Annotated in this window: 18 protein-coding genes and 1 pseudogene; 9 read left to right on the forward strand and 10 right to left on the reverse strand. The window is 65.2% G+C overall.

The features are described from left to right. The first annotated feature begins 33 nt into the window (after positions 1-33). On the forward strand, positions 34-246 hold the full coding sequence (locus ACPXCG_RS16745; RefSeq protein ID WP_425793099.1) for an RNA-binding S4 domain-containing protein: 213 nt from the start codon (positions 34-36) through the stop codon (positions 244-246). Positions 247-279: 33 nt separating this feature from the next. Here ACPXCG_RS16745 and ACPXCG_RS16750 read toward each other — a convergent pair whose 3' ends face one another. Continuing rightward, positions 280-438, reverse strand: a complete 159-nt coding sequence (locus ACPXCG_RS16750) for a hypothetical protein (RefSeq protein ID WP_425793100.1) — start codon at positions 436-438, stop codon at positions 280-282. Between the two features lie 318 nt (positions 439-756). Continuing rightward, a complete protein-coding gene (locus ACPXCG_RS16755; protein ID WP_425793101.1) occupies positions 757-1,569 on the reverse strand; it encodes a hypothetical protein in 813 nt (270 codons plus the stop codon). Between the two features lie 299 nt (positions 1,570-1,868). Between ACPXCG_RS16755 and ACPXCG_RS16760 the strand changes: the two genes are divergently transcribed. Next, positions 1,869-2,531 carry a DedA family protein gene (locus tag ACPXCG_RS16760; protein WP_425793477.1) on the forward strand — a complete coding sequence of 221 codons (663 nt, stop codon included), beginning with the start codon at positions 1,869-1,871 and terminating at the stop codon, positions 2,529-2,531. Between the two features lie 142 nt (positions 2,532-2,673). On the opposite strand, the gene ACPXCG_RS16765 is transcribed toward ACPXCG_RS16760, so the two are convergent. From ACPXCG_RS16765 to ACPXCG_RS16780, 4 genes are all read right to left on the reverse strand, one after another. Beyond that, entirely contained in the window at positions 2,674-3,429 is a 756-nt protein-coding gene (locus tag ACPXCG_RS16765; protein WP_425793102.1) for an ABC transporter permease, read from the reverse strand. A gap of 74 nt (positions 3,430-3,503) precedes the next feature. After that, positions 3,504-7,844, reverse strand: a complete 4,341-nt coding sequence (locus ACPXCG_RS16770; protein ID WP_425793103.1) for an amino acid adenylation domain-containing protein — start codon at positions 7,842-7,844, stop codon at positions 3,504-3,506. A gap of 5 nt (positions 7,845-7,849) precedes the next feature. Further along, positions 7,850-8,569, reverse strand: a complete 720-nt coding sequence (locus ACPXCG_RS16775) for a HemK2/MTQ2 family protein methyltransferase (RefSeq protein ID WP_425793104.1) — start codon at positions 8,567-8,569, stop codon at positions 7,850-7,852. Between the two features lie 107 nt (positions 8,570-8,676). Next, positions 8,677-9,690 carry an iron-containing redox enzyme family protein gene (locus tag ACPXCG_RS16780; RefSeq protein WP_425793105.1) on the reverse strand — a complete coding sequence of 338 codons (1,014 nt, stop codon included), beginning with the start codon at positions 9,688-9,690 and terminating at the stop codon, positions 8,677-8,679. A 69-nt stretch (positions 9,691-9,759) separates the two neighbouring features. Between ACPXCG_RS16780 and ACPXCG_RS16785 the strand changes: the two genes are divergently transcribed. The 3 genes from ACPXCG_RS16785 to ACPXCG_RS16795 all read left to right on the forward strand — a co-directional run bounded on the left by ACPXCG_RS16785 (position 9,760) and on the right by ACPXCG_RS16795 (position 11,694). Then, positions 9,760-10,026 (forward strand): CDGSH iron-sulfur domain-containing protein, encoded by a 267-nt coding sequence (locus ACPXCG_RS16785; protein ID WP_425793106.1) that lies wholly within the window; start codon positions 9,760-9,762, stop codon positions 10,024-10,026. 40 nt (positions 10,027-10,066) lie between these two features. Next, complete coding sequence (locus tag ACPXCG_RS16790) at positions 10,067-11,155, forward strand: alpha/beta hydrolase (protein WP_425793107.1); 1,089 nt, start codon at positions 10,067-10,069, stop codon at positions 11,153-11,155. A gap of 62 nt (positions 11,156-11,217) precedes the next feature. Next, positions 11,218-11,694, forward strand: coding sequence for a DUF2231 domain-containing protein (locus ACPXCG_RS16795; protein WP_425793108.1), 477 nt, complete (start codon positions 11,218-11,220; stop codon positions 11,692-11,694). A 375-nt stretch (positions 11,695-12,069) separates the two neighbouring features. Here ACPXCG_RS16795 and ACPXCG_RS16800 read toward each other — a convergent pair whose 3' ends face one another. Next, positions 12,070-12,807: a phosphatase PAP2 family protein gene (locus ACPXCG_RS16800; RefSeq protein ID WP_425793109.1), complete on the reverse strand. Its 738-nt coding sequence runs from the start codon at positions 12,805-12,807 to the stop codon at positions 12,070-12,072. A 281-nt stretch (positions 12,808-13,088) separates the two neighbouring features. Here ACPXCG_RS16800 and ACPXCG_RS16805 point away from each other — a divergent pair. From ACPXCG_RS16805 to ACPXCG_RS16815, 3 genes and pseudogenes are all read left to right on the forward strand, one after another. Beyond that, positions 13,089-13,277: pseudogene (locus ACPXCG_RS16805) on the forward strand (DUF1707 domain-containing protein); the annotation flags it as partial. Between the two features lie 69 nt (positions 13,278-13,346). Further along, a complete protein-coding gene (locus ACPXCG_RS16810) occupies positions 13,347-13,505 on the forward strand; it encodes a hypothetical protein (protein ID WP_425793488.1) in 159 nt (52 codons plus the stop codon). A gap of 116 nt (positions 13,506-13,621) precedes the next feature. After that, entirely contained in the window at positions 13,622-15,013 is a 1,392-nt protein-coding gene (locus ACPXCG_RS16815) for a sensor histidine kinase (RefSeq protein WP_425793478.1), read from the forward strand. Here the strand turns inward: ACPXCG_RS16815 and ACPXCG_RS16820 are convergent. Beyond that, on the reverse strand, positions 15,010-15,690 hold the full coding sequence (locus ACPXCG_RS16820) for a response regulator transcription factor (protein ID WP_425793110.1): 681 nt from the start codon (positions 15,688-15,690) through the stop codon (positions 15,010-15,012). The two genes, ACPXCG_RS16815 and ACPXCG_RS16820, sit on opposite strands and share 4 nt — an antisense overlap. Positions 15,691-15,791: 101 nt before the next feature. Then, entirely contained in the window at positions 15,792-16,667 is an 876-nt protein-coding gene (locus tag ACPXCG_RS16825) for a cutinase family protein (protein WP_425793111.1), read from the reverse strand. A gap of 166 nt (positions 16,668-16,833) precedes the next feature. Between ACPXCG_RS16825 and ACPXCG_RS16830 the strand changes: the two genes are divergently transcribed. Then, positions 16,834-17,268, forward strand: coding sequence for an SRPBCC family protein (locus tag ACPXCG_RS16830; RefSeq protein WP_425793112.1), 435 nt, complete (start codon positions 16,834-16,836; stop codon positions 17,266-17,268). Positions 17,269-17,289: 21 nt separating this feature from the next. Here ACPXCG_RS16830 and ACPXCG_RS16835 read toward each other — a convergent pair whose 3' ends face one another. Then, positions 17,290-18,513, reverse strand: a complete 1,224-nt coding sequence (locus ACPXCG_RS16835; RefSeq protein WP_425793113.1) for a TetR/AcrR family transcriptional regulator — start codon at positions 18,511-18,513, stop codon at positions 17,290-17,292. Positions 18,514-18,641 lie beyond the last annotated feature (128 nt).

Genomic DNA, 18,641 nt, shown 5'->3' on the forward strand with positions numbered 1-18,641 from the left:
CTCGGCAGGCCATCGTTGGGCAAGATGGTTCCGATGTACGACATACCCATCCGCGACGGCTCGATCCGCCTGGGTCAGTTCTTGAAGCTGGCGAACCTCATCGACTCGGGCGCCGAGGCCAAAGGCGTGATCGCCGACGGGCGGGTGTCGGTCAACGGGGAGGTGGAGGATCGTCGAGGTCGGCAGCTGGAACCGGGCGACGTGGTGGAGATCGGCGGTCAGTCCGCGCGTGTCACCGCGGAATGATCAGTGACCGGCACCGATCATTCCGCGTGGTGATCACGTATGAAGTCGTCGGAGTTCGGCTTGGGTGACGAGGCGCTCGGCCTCGGCGGGAAAGGCGCGGGTGGTGGCGCGCGCGCGGCCGAATCTGCCGCCGGTGATGGAGCTCAGCATCGAGCTACGACGTGGACTGGAGGACGCATTAGCCAACCTCATGACCAATCACTTCCCTGATTCGCTACAACGGACTCGATCTTCGACTTACTGTAATCGGTCGGTCGGTCGCACCCAAGTCATTTGGTCCATCGAAGAACGTATTCTCCGCCACACCTGAACTCCGATTCGCCGGGTCCGCCCGCCGATATGTCAGCCATCCGGTACATCGATGATCCCACGGCGGCTGTTACATCCCTGGTAGCGACGGGCACAGATCTCGTGCGTGCATCACCGCACGACGTGGCCGACGCCTTCCACATCTCGCGCCGACCACCGTGTCCGAAAACGTCGGACCGGATCTTCTGTGCGTCGGCACCGTCAACGGACTGATGCTTGTGCGGGTTGGTCATCGCGTTGTTCGATCCGATCGACCTTCGTGAGGCTCAAGTAGGTCACCAAGATCAGCATCACCACGAGGAACACGACGTTGGTCGCCGTGGTACCAAGACCGATACCGCCGGCATCGGCCGGCTGCGTCAAAAGGTCACCCAGCGAAGCCCCCAGCGGACGCGTGACGATATAGGCGGCCCAGAAGGCGACGACTGCGTTGAGACCCAACAGAAAGTGCCCGGCAGCGATCGCACCGATCACCGCCGCGAAGATCGCCAACGAGGTCAGGTATCCGAGGGCCAGCTTCTCGGCGACCATGTCGCCGGCAGCAGTCCCCAATGCGAACGTGACGAGAATCGCCAACCAGTAAAAGGCTTCTCGGCGACGGGTTCGGATCGAATGGATCGAGAGCGTATGTTCCGTCAGATACCAGGCAGAAAAGACCAGCACGAGTGCCACCGCGAAAACGGTCGTCGACACCGCGAGTGGCACTCCGTATCTGTCGGTGAGATTGTCTGTGATCAAGGTTCCGGTGACGCTGATCAACAGCACAGTCCACCAGTAGACCCCCGGTATGTAGCGGTTCACCCTGAACTGTACGGCGAGGGTCACGACGAGCAGCGCGATCGCGACCAGGGTCGTCGACTGAAGTCCCAGGCCGAGGGTCATGTTGACGTAGTCCGCGGCCGTCTCGCCGACGGTGGTGGCGAGGACCTTGATGATCCAGAAGTAGACCGTCACCTCTGGCACCTTGCTCAGCGCCGGCTGTACCCGAATCCGGTCGATGTCATCGATGGGCATGGGGATCATCCGTCCTGTTGTTCAGTGCGACCGGATGCTCGACACCGAGTGCACTGCGACGGTATGCAAGTCCGGCGCCGGCCGAAATCACAACCGCGCGCATCGATGTCGCCGTCAGACACCATCCGGGGCGCGAGCGCATTCTTCCATCATGTGGTGCTGACACTTAATGGACGCTGAGTCGTCCGGTGGCGGGACGAGTGGCGGCACATGACTCAGCACCTCCTCAGCATGCCCGCACTAGCGTCGGCACCATGATCACGAGTTTCGTTGCCGTGGCGACGACACACGCGAGTGCGATGCCGGGCATCCTCGACCCCGTCACCGTTCTCGGGTATTTCGGCACCTGGGCCCTGGCCGGCCTGCTCCTGGTGATCGCCATCGAATCGGGTGTGCTTTTCCCTGTGCTCCCAGGTGATTCCTTGCTCTTTGTCGCAGGAATGGTCATCGCATCGGGCGGGAAGGAAGGCGTCCCCGCGTTCGCCTCGCTGTGGCAGGTTCTCGTACTCGCCCCGGTCGCCGCCATCCTGGGCGCCGAGGTCGGTTATCTCATCGGCCGCACTGTCGGTACCCGATGGTTCGGACCCGACCGGCGAATTCTCAAGCAGCGCTATGTCGACGAGGCCCATGATTTCTTCGACAGGCGCGGGGCAAGCACTGTGCTGGTGGCCCGATTCGTCCCGATCGTACGCACGCTCACGCCGATCGTTGCGGGTGCGGCGGGAATGAAGCACCGAACCTTCCTGATCTACAACGTCATCGGCGCCATCGCATGGACGTGCAGTGTCACCTTGCTGGGGTACTGGCTGGGACAGTTCACCGTGATCCAGAAGCTGATCGAGCCGATCTTCGTCCTGATTGTCGTGATCTCGGTGGCACCGATGGCCTGGCAGGCCATCTCGCGCCGACGGCGCCGCGCAGAGACCGAATCCCCGATCGGCCCGACCGCCGATATCAGCTGAGCACCCGGCCTCGACGTGCGCCGGTCAACCGAATCGGTCCGGGCGCGATGGATCGTGCATGCGGCGGGCACAGTTGTCTAGAGCAGGTCGTTGTCTAGAGCAGGTCGTCGTCTAGAGCAGGTCGTCGTCTAGAGCAGGTCGTCTAGAGCAGGTCCCTGGCGACCATCTCCGTGGTGACCACCATGGCGACGGCACTGACTGCGAGCAACGAGATCAGGACGAACAACTGCATGATCGCGGCAGCAGTCGTGGAGGCACCGCCGAGCACCATCCCGACGAAAGCACCCGGGATCGTCACAAGTCCTACCGAACGCGTCTGGTCGATGCCGGGGATCAACGCGGTCGCCGCGGCCGGCCGACAGATCTCCAGGCAGGCGTCACGGGGCAGCAGTCCGAGGGACAGCGCGGCATCGATCTCCCCACGACGGGTCCGGATCTCGTCGTGCGCCCGACGGCCCGCCAGTGATGTGGTGTTCATCGCTCCGCCGAACATGATTCCTGCGGTGGGGATCACCGCAAGCCCGGTGGCCGGCAGGACCCCGACAGCCACCATCGCGGTGACGATGACGATCGTGCTCAGCGCAACTGGGAGCAGGCAACGCGCAGCATTGCGCAGGGTGCCACGGCTCTCGGAAACCCGCCCTGCAGATGTCCAGGCCGCCACGCAGCCCATGATGACAATGAAAAGAGATGAGGCCCAGAAGGTTTGCACAACGAGGCCCAGAATCGCCGCGAGCCCCGCCAATTGCACGACCGCGCGGATCGTCGCGACGGCGGCGGCACGCGCCTGGCCGGTCTGCCCGACGTAGTTCACCGCGACCGCGAACACGGCGAGAACTGCGACCACGACTGCGAGGGTTGGGCCGATCCGGACGACGGCGTCACCGACAGTGTGCACGCCCTCATCATTCCAGCGCCCACGCCCGCGCAACACTGCTCGGTGAAGATCGACTCGCTATGCGACGCGGCGGATCAACACATGTCGGTCGCGGTCTCGTCGGCGGCGATGGCCCGGTGCAGGACTGCGAGGAGTTGATCGGCGATCTCGATGGCGGTCGTGTCGTCGTAGAGTGCGGTCGCATAGAGGATCTCGACGGCGACGTCTGGGCCGCGGCCAGGCAGAACCGATACGTGGAGATCGCATTTCGCGACATCCGGCGGCAGTGGCGTCACCTCGACACCGAATCCGGCGATCCCATCCGAACTGCCGGGCAGCGGAGCGTCATGGCCCGAGTCACCCGGAGCCGCGTCATCGAGGGTCAGATCGTCCACCGTCAGCATCGCCTGGAACAGGGGGTGCGCGTTCGCGGCCTGCCCACCGAGATCCGCCGCAACTTCGACGAACGGTGTCCGGGCATGGTCGTATGCGTGGAGTTCAGCTTCTCGAACAGCCGCAATTGTTTCCGAGACGGTCTCTGCGACTGGGCAGACGACGGTCACCGTGTTGACGAACATACCCACGACTCCGTTCCATCGGTGGTCATCGCGGCCGGATACGAGCGCACCGATGTGCACCGAATCCTGACCACCTCGCGCCGCGAGGCAGACCGCGAGGGCGGCGCGAACAACGGTCAGCCACGGCAGACGACGATGCCGTGCGTAATCGAGTACGCGTGGCCAGAGCGATTCGGGAATGGTTCGCTTGAATCGGCGGGCGTCCGGGTTCCAGACCGCGGGGCGCGCTCGATCCGATCCCGAGACGAGAAGTCGTCCCGGTTGGACCGTGGACCGCCAGAAGTTCAGTTCCGACTCGCGGACCCTGGCTTGTTCGCGACATGCGATCGGTACATAGTCGAGATAGTCCTGCTCCGCTGGGCACACGTCTCCGCCGAGCCCCGTGGCCAGCGCCCGTAATGAACCACCGTCCACCGCGATGTGGTGGAAGGCGACGGCTATGTGCGTGCACGCATCATCGTGACCGACGCCGATACGAAACGGATACTCGGACGCGAGATCCATTGGACGGTGGAGAAACTCGCGCGCCCATTGGAACCCGGAATCGGTGACGTCGACCTGGGCGACGGACCACCGGTCGTCCCGCACAGTCGCGTCCACGAACATCCGGTCTCCCGAGAAGGTGGATCGCAACATCTGGTGACGATCGACAGCGTCGCGCGCCATCGCACGAACGGCATCGGCGGCGATCACACCCGGGACGGTCAGCACGAACGGAATCAGGCCGACGGACGACCGGTCGGGTAGCCGAACATTGCGCTGGGCCGGGGAAAGCGGAACCGGACTCCCCGCTGTCGCCGTCCACGGTGCACGGAGTTCGTCATCGGGACGCGGCGTGAGCCGCGTTGCGAGCTCGCGGGGGGTCGGACCGTCGAAAACGTCACGCACCGTGACCCGATACTGCGGAGCGAGATCGGCGACGAGCTCCGTGGCACTGAGCGAATTCCCGCCGAGCTCGAAGAAGTCGTCGTCGACACCGATCTCATCGGCGACATCGAGTCGCCGCTGGTACGCGGCAACCACCTCACTCTCCGGTACGGATCGGGGGGCGGCGAATCGAGCGCTCGACACGAACAGCGGCTCCGGCAACTGTGCCCGATCGATCTTGTTGTTGGCGGTGAGCGGGATGCCTGCGACCGGGGTGATGCTCGCGGGCAGCAGATGGGCAGGCAGCTCCGACGACAACTCGGTCCGCAGTTGCACCAGTAGATCTCGGGTCGGTTGCCGCATGACCACATAAGAGTGCAGTTCGGTCAGATCGCGGCGCTGACGCGACACCGTGGTGCACGCTGCGACACGCCCGGTACGGAGCAGGGCGGCATCGACTTCGGCCGGCTCCACACGGAATCCGCGGATCTTCACCTGGTCATCGGTCCGCCCGACGTACTCCATCCGTCCGGTTGCGCGGACGATCACCCGGTCACCGGTGCGATACATCCGGCTGCCCGGTTCGCCCCAGGGATGTGCGACGAAACGCGAAGCAGTCGTGCCGAGCTGGTGTAGATATCCCAGGGCGAGGTTGGACCCCGCGATGTACAGCTCGCCCTCCCCGATGTGCGGTACCGGGCGCAGATGGCTGTCCAGAACCATTAGCTGGACACCACTCATCGGACGGCCGAGTTCTATTCTGCGCCTGGCACCGACCTGCTCGATCGGGTCGGTCAGGGCCACACTGCAGGTCGTCTCGGTGGGACCGTAGGCGCACCGGACGATGTGATCGGCAGCCCAGAGTCCGATCAAGGGCGCGGGGCACACATCACCTCCGACGACGAGGTGGGTGAGGGTGTGGACTTCATCGATCGAGAGCGTGGCCAGTGCGGCGGGCGTGATCAGCAGGTGGGTGACCCGATGGTGGTTGAGGAAGTCCGCGAGCTCCGTGCCGCCGCGGATTTTGTCCGGAACCACCACGAGGGACGCGCCGACCAGCGCAGCGGCGAGTATCTCCACCACAGCGGTGTCGAATCCCGGTGCGGCAACATGCGCGACCACGCAGGTCTCGTCGAGGTCATACGAGCGGACGATCTCTGCCGCGAGATCGCCGATCCCGCGATGCGAGACCACCACTGCCCTGGGCTGCCCGGTGGAACCGGATGTGTGGATGACATAGGCCGGGGTGTCGGCCGCGACCGCCGTCCGGTCGTCCGACACGCGCCTGCCCGATGGTGTCAGCAGCGGTACCGCGTCGACCAGTTCAACGCCGCGAAGCCCGGGCGGGGAACCGGCGTGGAAGGCGATCGCCGGCTGGACGGTGTCGATCATCGCCTGTTGCCGGCGAACCGGATGAGCGGGGTCGATCGGGACAAAACAACCGCCCGCGTATGCCACACCCCAGAACACTGCGACTTCCGCGACACCCCGCGACAGCACAGAGGCAACCATGTCTCCTGGGTGCACACCGTGGCGACGGCAGACGTCGGCGATTCTGCGCGCAGCCGCGTCGATGTCGGGGTAGGAGTATCCGACATCCGCGTCGACCACCGCCGGCGAAGTGGCATCGGCACGGCTGGCGACGCAGTCCCCGATGGTGGCGAGCCCGGCCCGCTGACGCGGCTCATCCGGCCCGACCGGCCACAGTTGCAGGTCACCAACCACCACGCCGGGCGCCGACTCCGACACCGCATGGACGCAGGACAACACCCCCTCGGCGATCGCCGCCGCATCGGCGTTCTCGTACCGTCGCGGGTTCGCCTCGACGTCGAGGCGCCACACGCCGGGAGTGGTCGGGTACAGGTCGATGTTGACATCGGCTACCGGACCGGTGGTGAGGATACGATGGCGCGACGTGACGGTGTCGCCGAGTCGCAGGGATTGGGCAACGGGCGCGATGTTGATCACCGGTGCATCGTGCAATGGCGAGGACGTCCCCGGGTCGCGGTCGCGTCTCATCTCTTCGACACGAAACTGCTGATGTCGCAACATCTCTGAAAGCGCACCCGAAACCTCACCGATCCAATCGGCGACGCGAGTGGCCGTGTTCACCCGCACCGCAACCGGAAGCAGATTCGACATGCATCCGGCCGCCGCTCGCAGCCGCGCCGTCGTGCGCCCCGAACTGGCGATGAGAACAGGGATATCGGCACGATCACGCACCAACGATAGGTAAAGGCAAATACCCGCAATCCAGATGGCCGCGTCGGCCGTATCGTGAGACCGCGCATATCTCTCGATGCCGGCCGCCGTCGACGTCTCGATGTCGATGCCGGCGAGGACCGGTGGGACAACCGGGCTCGCCGGTGACCCGTTCAGCCATAACGGTTCCGGCCGCCTGGACAGTTCCTCGAACCAGTACCGTCCATCCCGCCCGTGACGCGACGACGCGCGATACTTCTGCTCGTACTCCAAGATCACTTCTGGCGGCTGAGGAATGGAACCATCTGAGCCCGTGCCGATCCCGACCTCTCGTCGGTACAACTCGGCAGTCCGGGCCAGCAGCGCTGCCGCACCGTACCCGTCGATCACCAGATGGTGGGCACGAAGATAGAAGAACCACCGTCCATCTGCCTCGATCACCATCGACTCGGTGAGCGGCCCGGCGAGCGGAAGCGGCGCCGCTGCGGCTTCCTCCATCTGGCGGACCGCGTCCACCACAGAACTCGCCGAGAAGCGCGGAACGGCGCCGGGCGATTCCTCATCGATGGCGAGTCGGGGCTCCCCCTCCACCCCGACGATGACCCGACACGAGGCCATGCCGAGTTCAGCCGCGGCCCGCGAACCTGCCGAACACAGCGTGTCGACGTCGAAATCGCCGGCGAATTCGATGTAGTGCGCCACTGCGAGGGGGACATCACCCAGAGCCTGCTGCGCGTACCACAGGGCCGACTGGGCCCGATTCAGCGGAATGGTCCTGGATGCAGGCATGGGTCTCACCGTCGACGTGCTCGAATCACCACAAGCAACTCCCACCGTTGCCCAGGTGAGATCAGTCCCCGATCCTCCAGCCACTCTGCACGCTCATGCATCACTGGTCCGAAAGGTATTGTCCGCGTGTGTGACACCGATACCTGAAAGCCCAGAGAGGACAGTGCGGCCATGGTCCGATCTGCACTGCAGATCGTCGACTGGACCAGCAGCAGGGTCCCACCGGGGCGAACGAGGATGGGCGCGCGTTCGATGATCGAGTCGATCACGTCTCGCCCGAGTTCACCACCGTTGCAGGCATACCCGAGTGCGGATCGAGCCGCGTCGGAAGGAGTCGGTACGTAGGGCGGGTTCGCGAACACGACGTCGGCCGTGAGCGAACCGTCCAGGTCGTGCACGTCGGCACAACGGACGTCCAGGGCGACACCGTTCGCCCGAGAGTTCGACCGCATCGCCTCAATCGCCGCCGGGTTCTGATCGACCGCGATGACCGTGGACGCCCAGCGGCTCGCATAAAGACTCGCGAGACCTGCGCCCGCACAGAGTTCGATGGCCGACGTCGATCCGGTAGGACGTACCCGGAACTCCTCGGCGAGAGCAAGACACAGCAGCGCGGAGTCGACGGACGGCCGGTACACCTCGGGATGCTCGGCCATCTGGGGCACCGGACCGGGCAGTGCACCGAGGATTCCGTGGGTCCGCAGGTCCAGGGTCACCTCACCCATGTGCCCCACACCCACGAGATGCGGCGCGCACACTGGTGTCGAGTCTCATCAATGACTGTGGACATCTCACCGACGTTAATGCCCAGACACTTAAACCGAGCTGAAAATCATGATGTAACGCCCTCGAGTGGCCGCAGCAGGGACGTCTCGGAAGACTCCCAGCAGTGCCAGACATGTTCTGCAGCCAGTGCATCGAAAGCCGCACAGGCCCGGGCACCCCGGATCAATGATGCCCCGGCAGTGGGGTCTTCGGCGGCGAGTCGACCGGCCACCTCACGGACGACGAGCTGTTCGTGAACCGAATCCGCCTCCACGTGTTCGTCGAAGAAGAGTCGCGCATCGGCGCCGAATCCGAGCCTGGCAAGCCCTCGACTGTATTTCCTGCTCGGCAGCGCCGAGGTCATCTCAACTGCGCAGAGATGACCGATCAGCTCATACCTCAGAGAGCGATGCACGCCGAACAGCGACAACGCATTCACCCCAGCCAGTGTCGACGCCGGAATCACGTCGATATAGTGCGCGTAGGCGCTGTTCAGCCCTAGTGCACGCATCATTCGTGCGTAGAGGGTCGCGTGCATCCTCTCGATGAACCCACCGCCGTACTCGTCCATCTGGACTTCGACCAGGCCTGCCTTGGCTGCACCGTGCAAACGCGGTATCGCCATCGTGTGCACGTCGGCCTCGCGGAGCTGATGGAACGATCGGTGAACGATCAGCTCGCGAAAATGATCACATTCGGCCGTTCGTGCCATGAACGACGCCAGCGGCGGACCGTCGTCGGCATTTCCGACCGCCCACAGAGCTTCTTCCAGGTCGTCCGGCCGTTCCACCATTCCGACCAGGTCGTCGACGGCCTCGAGAAAACGGCCCTCGAGAACCGCGCGCGTTGCCAGAAGATCTGCGTTCCACTCCCAGTCGTCGGACACTCCCACGATTCCCCGCAGGTGCAGCTCGTAGAGCATCGTCATCGTGATCGCGATGTCCTCGTCGAGCAGAAAGTCCTTGCCCGTAGGCAGATCCGCAGCGGCACGGTCGCGCAGACGGTCGAGTCCCACGGCATCGCCGGTGAGCGCCGACACGACGGCGCAGCTCAATGGCCCACGAGGCGCTGGAAGCGGCATTCGTGGCTGACCTGCACTGGTAGCGTCGACGCCACTGCTCTCGATCGGGTGTGCGGAAGGTGAGGACAAATGGACTCCGGCCTCCACGATGACTGCCTCCAAGACGACGACGGCCGGGACAGGCGTGGCGCATCGACGACGATCGTGGCCTGCGACGGCGGGCCCCTGCTTGTGCGAGGACCGATTGATCTCTTCCATTCCGACGGTAGCCCAATCCCGGTCCGACGTTCGACCGTTGCACTGTGTCGGTGTGGACGCAGTTCCATCACGCCGATGTGCGACGGATCGCACAAGCTCGGCCGTGACACCACTCGACCGGGCAGATCAGCTCGCTGAGTTCGCCCCGAACTCGGGCCGACCATGGGAACATCGCGGCATGCAGCGCACGTCGTACGCACTTCTTCTCGTGAGGGTCAGCGTGCTGGTCCTCACGCTGGCGGCCGCCGGGATAACGGTCACCGGACCACCTGTCGCAGCGGCGGACACGTTGGACGGCATCCCCTTCGCACATGCGAGCGCTGCCCTGCCATACCGTGAGACCCGGATCTCGCCGAGAAACCTCGTCGCATCGGTGTGGTCACGATCCATGGACACACAAGTGCCCGTGCTGGTGCAGTCGCCGGCCAACCGGAACCCGGGGGCACCGGTCATGTACCTCCTGAACGGCTCGAGCGGAGGTGAACACGGGGACGACTGGACACACGCCACGGACGCCAACGCCTTCTACGGTGCCAAGAACGTGTGGACCGTGACACCGATCGGTGGTGCGGCCAGCTACTACGCCGACTGGCAAAGAGTGGATCCCGCTGCAAACTTCCGGTTCGGGGTCAAGACCACCAGACCGCTCCGGTGGGAGACATTTGTGACGTCGGAGCTTCCGGCGGCGTTCGAGCGCGCCCATGGGCGACCGGGTCCAGGTCGTTCGCGAGGTATCGCGGGCATCTCGATGTCGGGAACGTCTGTCGTGCGGATCGCCGAAAACCATCCGGGTATGTACCGTGCGGTCGGCGCGTACTCGGGGTGCGCCGAGACTGCCTCTGTACAAGGGCAACTCATGGTCCGTATCGTCACCGGGCTCCCCGACGGCGCTGATGCCAGCAACATGTATGGCCCACCGGGCGACCCCGAGTGGGCGGCACAGGACCCGATCATCAACGCGCACAAGCTCGCACGGCGTACGCCGGCGCTGTGGATCAGCGCGGCAACCGGACTGCCCGGTGATCACGACAACCTCGCCGACCGCAGAATCGCCGGGAACGGCGGCCGACTCGCCCAGCAGGTGGTCGTCGGAGGACTCGACGAGGTGGCGGCCCGCTACTGCACCGACGCCCTCGCCCGGCGGTTGGGCCAGCTGCACATACCGGCGACGGTGAGGTTCCCCGCCACCGGCACACATTCGTGGGGCTATTGGCAGGACCAGATGCACGCGTCGTGGCCAATGTTCGCCCGGGCGCTGGGAGCCTGACCACCGCCCACGCCCGCACGATTTTCAGCGTCCTTTCAACCGTGCCGATTTACAGTGATGGCGTGAACACGGTGAATGGACTACCTGCGCACCCGTTGCTCGTCCACGCTGTGGTTGTGCTCGTGCCACTGGCGTCGTTGATGGCGGTTCTCGCCGTGCTCTGGCCCGCCGCACGCCGGCGATTGGGATTCCTTGTCCCCCTCGTCGCGCTGGCCGTCTTGATAGCGGTGCCGCTCACCACCTCCGCAGGCGAAGCGCTCGAGGCGCGGGTACCGCACACCGACGCCGTGGAGCGCCACACCCAATTGGGCGAGCAGATGATCTACTGGGCTGGTCCACTGTTCGCGTTGACGTTTCTCTGGTGGGCTGTGCACGACGCACGCGTGAGAACGTACGCAGCCAACCGTTTCCATCTGTCCCGGCGGGCCTACCGGACCATCGATTGGGTGCTCGGCGCCGCGACACTGGTCGTGGCAATAGGATCGGTGGTCACGGTCTACCGAATCGGCGACAGCGGCTCCCGGGCCGTATGGATGTGACACCGCCTGAGAGGCGAACGGTGCCAGGACAACGTGCCACGCAGCGCCGAACCGCACGAACACCCGACGAACTCCTGCCACGGTCGAGCCAGGCGAACGTCAGAGAATTCGGTCACGACCCGTCGAACACATGCTCGTTGTGAACGCCGCGATGGTCGAGACCAGGGTGTCGGGCAGCGAGCCACTCCGCGCCTTCGAGAATGGCGGCACGTTCGTCAAGGCGGACAGCGGATAGCGGGCTTCCGTCGCCGGAGTAGGCGACACCGAGCTCCAGAGGGATGAGTGGGGCCGCTGCGACCAAAACGGTCGCGATCACGGCAACGGTGACCCGTCGCCGTCCGGGCGAGCGGCGGGACCTGTCCGATGCCGTGTCGGTCATTGTCGGATGTCGGTCATTGTGGGATGTCGGTCATTGTCGGATGTCGGTCTTTGTGGGATGACCTGGACGATGTAGCGTCGCAGGTTATCTGGAGAGTGTCTGCTCAGGGTGCGCAACAGCGCCTCAGCCCAGATCGGCACGGCAAGGGCCACGGCGAGACCCGCGCAGACACCGGCCACGACGTCGGTCACCCAATGGACACCGAGGTAGATGCGGGTACATGCGGCCACCAGGGTGATCAGACCGGCGGCCGACAGCGCCGCGATCCTGGTGAGACGGGTCGACTGCGTGGTGGCGATCAACGCCAGGGCGAACACGAAGGCCGTTGTCCCGGTGACGTGTCCGGATGGGAACGAGTACGTCGTCTCGAGTGTGCCCAATTGGTCGGCGATCGGCGGCCGGTGGCGATGTACGACGATCTTGATGATCTCACCGATCAGACCGGCTGCGGCAACTGATGCAACCAGCGGAAATGCGCGTCGAACGGCGTGGTCCCGGATGACGAAGAACGCTGCGGCGCATGCCGTCCAGACGGTGACGGCAAGCGGGCTGAACACCAGGGTCAACTCTCCGACAACCGAGGTGACCGCGGGACTACGCCACGCGACCGTCGCGTTCATGACGAGATCGTCGAGTCCGAGCGGCATCCCGTCCAGCATCATCCCGATGCCGAAAACGCAGACCGCCGCCATGAGAAGAAGACCCGCGATCGTCCTCAGCTGGGTGGAGCGCATCTGCCCACGATGCACCCGACATGCTTAGGAGACGCTGAGCCGGGCCGGCCGCCGGGCCATGAGACCCCCACCGGCAACTCGTCGATCTCTGCGATCAATCAGCGGCACTACCAGACCACCGGACTGTGCGCCACCTACGGCTGGGGTGCTCACTCAGAGTCTTCTAAGCCTCGTGGTCGCACAATCGGCCTGGTGCATCTCATGTTGCACCGTTCGTTCACCTCGCCCCGGTATCAAAACGGACCACATCTGCGAGCCGTCGTCGAAGGATCTATCTGCACGTGCCCGACGCCACCACGCAGCGATACACAGACCCACGGCCTATCCGTCCGCGTGCGTCCCCGACGGACCGGGAAGCGGCAGCACGCGCTCTGCGGGCGGCGCTGGCAGACGGAATGCTGTCGGTACCTGAGTTCGAGCAGCGTTGTGAAGCCGCCTATACGGCTGTCTACCAAGACGAACTGTCCACCATCACCATCGACGGCGCTCGCACGGCGACATGCAGGGATGCCAGGTCGCTCAGGACTCGAGCGCGCCAAGTGACCCGACCGCTCGCTGCGTTCACGATGTCCCTGCTGATGGCAGCAAGTCGGTATCCGCGCACCACGGCTGTGAACGTGGCCGTCGCCTTCCTGTTCATCGCCGCCGTCTCCGCCCTGACGGCAGGGTTGATCCTCATCCAGGCCGACCACGGGTGACGTATCCGGCAACGTGGCGTCTGGATGGAACAACATTCGCTGCATGGGTCCGAACTGCTCATCGGCGTCCCGGCTGAACGCGTTCCCGCTACAGTCGTCGCGTGCGAACCCGACTCATGAACGTCTACCAACGCCTGGTGCGCTGGTTGCGTCCTGTTCGCACACGATTGACATTGCTCGCCACCGGGTTGGTCACGCTCGCACTCGGCATTGCCGCAGTTCTGATGGTCGTGGCCCTTCATCACGTGCTGTTGAGATCCGCAGATGCCGGAACCTCCGCCCGCGCACAGGAGATCTCCCGCGAATTGTCCTCCGAAAGCCTGCACGGGGTGGACCCCGGTCTCCTCGCGACGGCCCAGAACATCGCGGTCATCCAGATCATCGACCGACACGGGAACATCCTCCTCGTCAACGACCCCAAATACGGTTGCCCGATGTCTCCCCCCGTCGCGCCCGGTCAGGAGCTGACCATCCACGGCGCCGTCGCGATGTGCGGTTCCGAGGCGGAATACCAGACAACAGCCCGTGGAGTCATGACTCCGGACGGGCCACTGAGCGTTCTGGTCGGCGCCGCCGAAGCACCGATCAACTCGACCGTGCTGACCGTCGGCATCCTCTGCTCCATCGTGTTCCCGCTCATCGTCATCGTCATGGCCCTCCTCACCCACTACTTCGTGGGTCGGACGCTGGGGCCCGTCGATGACATCCGACGCCGCGTCGAGGCCATCTCTGGGGGCGACATGGCCGAGCGCGTACCCGTACCCACGACTGGTGACGAGATCGCCACGCTGGCAACCACGATGAACGAAATGCTCGGTCGGATCGAGATCGCCCGCACCCAACAGCTCCGGTTCGTCAACAACGCCTCCCACGAGTTGAACAGCCCGCTGACCACGCTGGTCGGCCTACTCGACCTGGCCCGCACCAAGAACACACCGATCGACCCGGACACCGTCGACTCCGTGATGTTGCCCGACGCACTCAGATTGCAACGGATGGTCGCCGATCTCCTTCTACTGGCTCGCGCCGATGAAGGCGGCGTGCCATTGCGGGTCGGCGATGTGGACCTGGACGAGGTCGTCAGCGCCGAGGTCGCGCGCCTCGAAGCCGTCACCGGACTCACGATCGACGCTCAGATCGTCGCGGTCCGCGTGCGCGGCGACGGCGAGAAACTCGGGCGGGCGCTGCGAAACATCGCCGACAACGCGTCCCGCCACACCCGCGACACCCTCACCTTCGCGATGGCGCGCGATGAGTCGGCCAAGTCCGTCACGATCACCGTGTCCGACAATGGGATCGGCATACCGGATGACGAAAAGGATAGGGTCACGGAGCGATTCGTCCGCCTGGACACGACGCGGACCCGCAGCAGTGGCGGCTCCGGACTCGGCTTGTCGATCGTGACCGAGATCGTGCGGGCCCACCACGGTCACGTCATCGTCACAGACTCTCCGACGGGCGGGGCGACCGTCGGATTCACGCTCCCGACCACCGCATGGGACGTCTAGCAACCGCCGTCGGCCGCCAGTCGGTAACCGACTCCGCGAACTGTTTCGATTGCGCGACAAGAGAATGGGGTGTCTATGCGCCTGCGCAGATAACTCACATAGACCTCGACGACGTTCTCGTCGCCGTGATAATTGATGTCCCAGACGGAATCGAGAATCTCCGCTTTGGTGACGACCTGCCCCTTGTGCCGCATCAAGAACTCGAGCACACCGAACTCACGCGGAGTGAGCGTCAGTGCGACATCCCCTCGGTGCGCCACATGACCCGCCGGATCCAGGGTGAGCGAACCCGCGGTGAGGATCGCCGGCCGCTCGGGCGCGCCCCGACGCGCGAGCGCTCGCAGTCGCGCAATCATCACAACAAACGAGAACGGCTTCGTGAGGTAGTCGTCAGCGCCGAAGTCGAATGCGTCGGCCTGGTCGTACTCGCCGTCCTTCGCCGTCAGCATCAGGACCGGGGTCCACACCCCGGACTGACGCAGACGACGCACGACCTCGTATCCGTTGAGCCCCGGCATCATGATGTCGAGGACGACCACATCGAACTTCTCACTGACGGCCTTCTCGAGACCCGCAACGCCGTCATTCACCACATCGACGACCCAGCCCTCGGCAACCATCATCCGTCTGACGGTTTCCGCAACATTGTGGTCATCGTCCACCACGAGAACGCGCACTCATCCACTCTCGCCGGTCAGTACGTGTTTGTGCAACGTGGTGGCTGCCAAATCCCACGATTCAGCGCTCTCACGCCATGCCGGACGTGAACCGGGCAGCCCTACGCCAGGCGGGCCAGGAAGTCGTGGGCCCACTGCACCGCGGTCACGCCCGGGCGTACCTGGAACGCCGCATAGTTGCCGTGCGCACCCGACTTGAGGAAGGCGTTGAATATCGTGATCTGCTCGCGCGCACGAGCATTGCTCAGTTCCTCGACGATCTTTCCCGGTCCGCCGAGGGTGAGGAGCTCGGCGACGATGGCTCCGGCCTCCGCCTGGTACTGGCCGATCTGACTCGGCGTCGGGTCGCTGGTCTCCGCCAGATATCCCACGATCCTCGTGATGAAGTAGTCGCGAGGAACGTTGCAGTACAGGTCGAGTGGCTCACAGATCGTGAAGGCCCGCGGCTTGACCCACCCCATGCCATCGAGTCGCGGTCCGCCGCTGCCCTCGCCGGTCAGCGGCGGTCCGATCAGATTGTCCCGGCGCGATCTGCGGGGATCGGAGATCAACACCACGCCCGCCACCTGACCCGGCCGGATCGCGGCCCGGCCGGTCCCGATCTCCGATGCCACGTCGCCGGCGGCGTCGGCGCCCTGGCTGTATCCCGTCAGGGCGATCCGGGTCCCCGGGCAACGGCGCAGCATGGCCGCGGCCAGTCCGGTCGTGTTGGCCACCGCCTGCGCCTTGGACTTTCCGTAGATCGCCTTCTCCCACGGGAATGCGGTGGCGTCGTAGCCGACGAACTGCACCCGGGTCTCCGGCCCGAGCCCCGAGGTCACGGCGCCGAGGATGCCGGGGCTCTGGCCGTTGGCCCAGGTACCGGGAACCGCGAGGACGTAGATCGCGGGACATCCGGCCGGTGCCGCCACCGACGGTGACCCGACACCCACCGTGATCCCCACGGCCGTGATCACGGCGGCCGTGGAGGCGATCATCCCGCGCAGCCGCATGGTGGACCACTCCCCTCGCGCCCGGCTCGTCTCACGAGTGTAGTGCGTGGACGCCCATCCGGAATCTCTTCGGCGACGAATCATTGACGGGTTCGCGGCGCGACGGTGGCGGGGCGGGCTCGCCGATGGTCCCCGATGCAGAGGAGTTCCCGTGGTCGATGTGACCCGCACGTTCACCGTCGCCCGTCCGCTCGACGAGGTCGTCGCCTATCTCCGCGATTTCGCCAACGCCGTCGACTGGGACCCGGGCACCCAGAGCTGCGAGCAGATCGGTACCGACCCGATCGGTCTGGGTACCAAGTGGCACAACGTCACCCAGTTGTACGGGATCACCACCGACCTCACCTACGAACTGACCACTGACGACGCCGACCACCTCACGTTCACCGGCACCAACAAGACCGCGACCTCCGTGGACGACATGACATTCGGTACGAGCGACGGTACGTCGACCATCGTGACTTACCACGCTCATGTCGAGTTCAACGGCCTTGCCCGGCTTGCCGATCCGATCGTCCAGGTCGCCTTCGGCCGGCTCGCCGACACCGTCGAGCGCCAGATGACCTCGGCTCTCCTCCAGATCTGACGCGCACTCCCGTGCCGCCGATCAGCGCGTGGGCCGGATGATCGGCGCCTCGAGGACGGCCCGCGCCAGGTGGCGTGCGGCCTCCGGCAGATCGGGACTTCGCAATGTGGGGATACGCACCACGCCGTTGATCACTGCGAGGGCGAGGTCCACCAGCGCCTGTGCCTCGTCCGGGGTCAGCTCCGGCCGGCACTCCATCTCGAGTCGCCGCCACTCGCCCACATAGTCGAGGTAGGTCCGCTCGAGCGCCGCGCGTTCGGTGTCGTCGAGGATGCCCGAGTGGGACAGGCAGACGGTGACGAGATCCCAGTGATCATAGGCGAAGCGCGCGTAGTGGTCGGTCAGATCGTCGAGCGCCTGTCGCGGCTCGGACGTGCTGCGCAGGACCTGCCCCAGGATGAGCCACAACGATTCGAACGCGCGGCTGACCCCGGACGCCACGATCTCGCGCTTGCTCGCGAAATGGTTGTACACACTCGGGCCGGCGATCCCCACCGCATCGCCGATGTCGTCGAGGCTAACGGTCTGGTACCCACCGACGGCGAACATGGTGATCGCCTTACCCAGCAACGCTTCCCGGCGCGATACCGGCCGCAGACCGGCCACGGCATCGGACGCGGACAGGGCATCTGCCGGGGACATCGAGGCACCACCCGATTCGTGGCCGACCCCCTGGCGGCCGGCGACCACGATCGCGTCGACCGCCGATGCCAGGGTTCGTCGTTGATCGACGGCCGGCACCGCGAGCGGCCGATGACCCGGCCAGTCCAGTGCCGCGAAGACCGCCCACGCCGTGGTGCGCGCCGGCACGCAGCCGGCCTCGGCACCCATTTCGATCATCGCGGCGACACGGCGTCCGACGCCCCGCAGTCGTTCGTAGAGCACGTCGTACTCCGCCGGGGACAGGTTCCCGCTGTCGCGGGACCAGAGCACATCGAAGGCCCGCGCGTCGAGGGCGGCCTGCGCGATCCGGTCGGTCGCGGTCTCCCAGTCGTCCACGCCCTCGACGGCCAACTCATAACGGACCAGCGCGGCATCCAGCACCGCGACCAGCAGGTCGTGCTTGCTTCGGTAATGCCGATAGAGGGCGCTCGGCACGATACCGAGGTTGCCGGCGATGTCGCTCATCCCGACCCCGTGGTATCCGTGGTCGCGGAACATGTCTGCGGCCGTCTGCAGGATCCGCTGCTTACGGTCCTTGGGACGGGATCGCCTCGCAGGGTGATCCACCTCTGTAGTCGTCATGGTCTTCCCGTCGGGTCAGGGCGTCGAGATGCCACCGGTACGGGAGCACCCCTCCACTCTGCTACATATCCGGCCCCGTGCACCACAAAATCATGGATGACCTGGTATTGCTTCGTACCCGAAACAAA

Source organism: Gordonia sp. DT218 (genome assembly GCF_049847105.1).
GTDB lineage: Bacteria > Actinomycetota > Actinomycetes > Mycobacteriales > Mycobacteriaceae > Gordonia.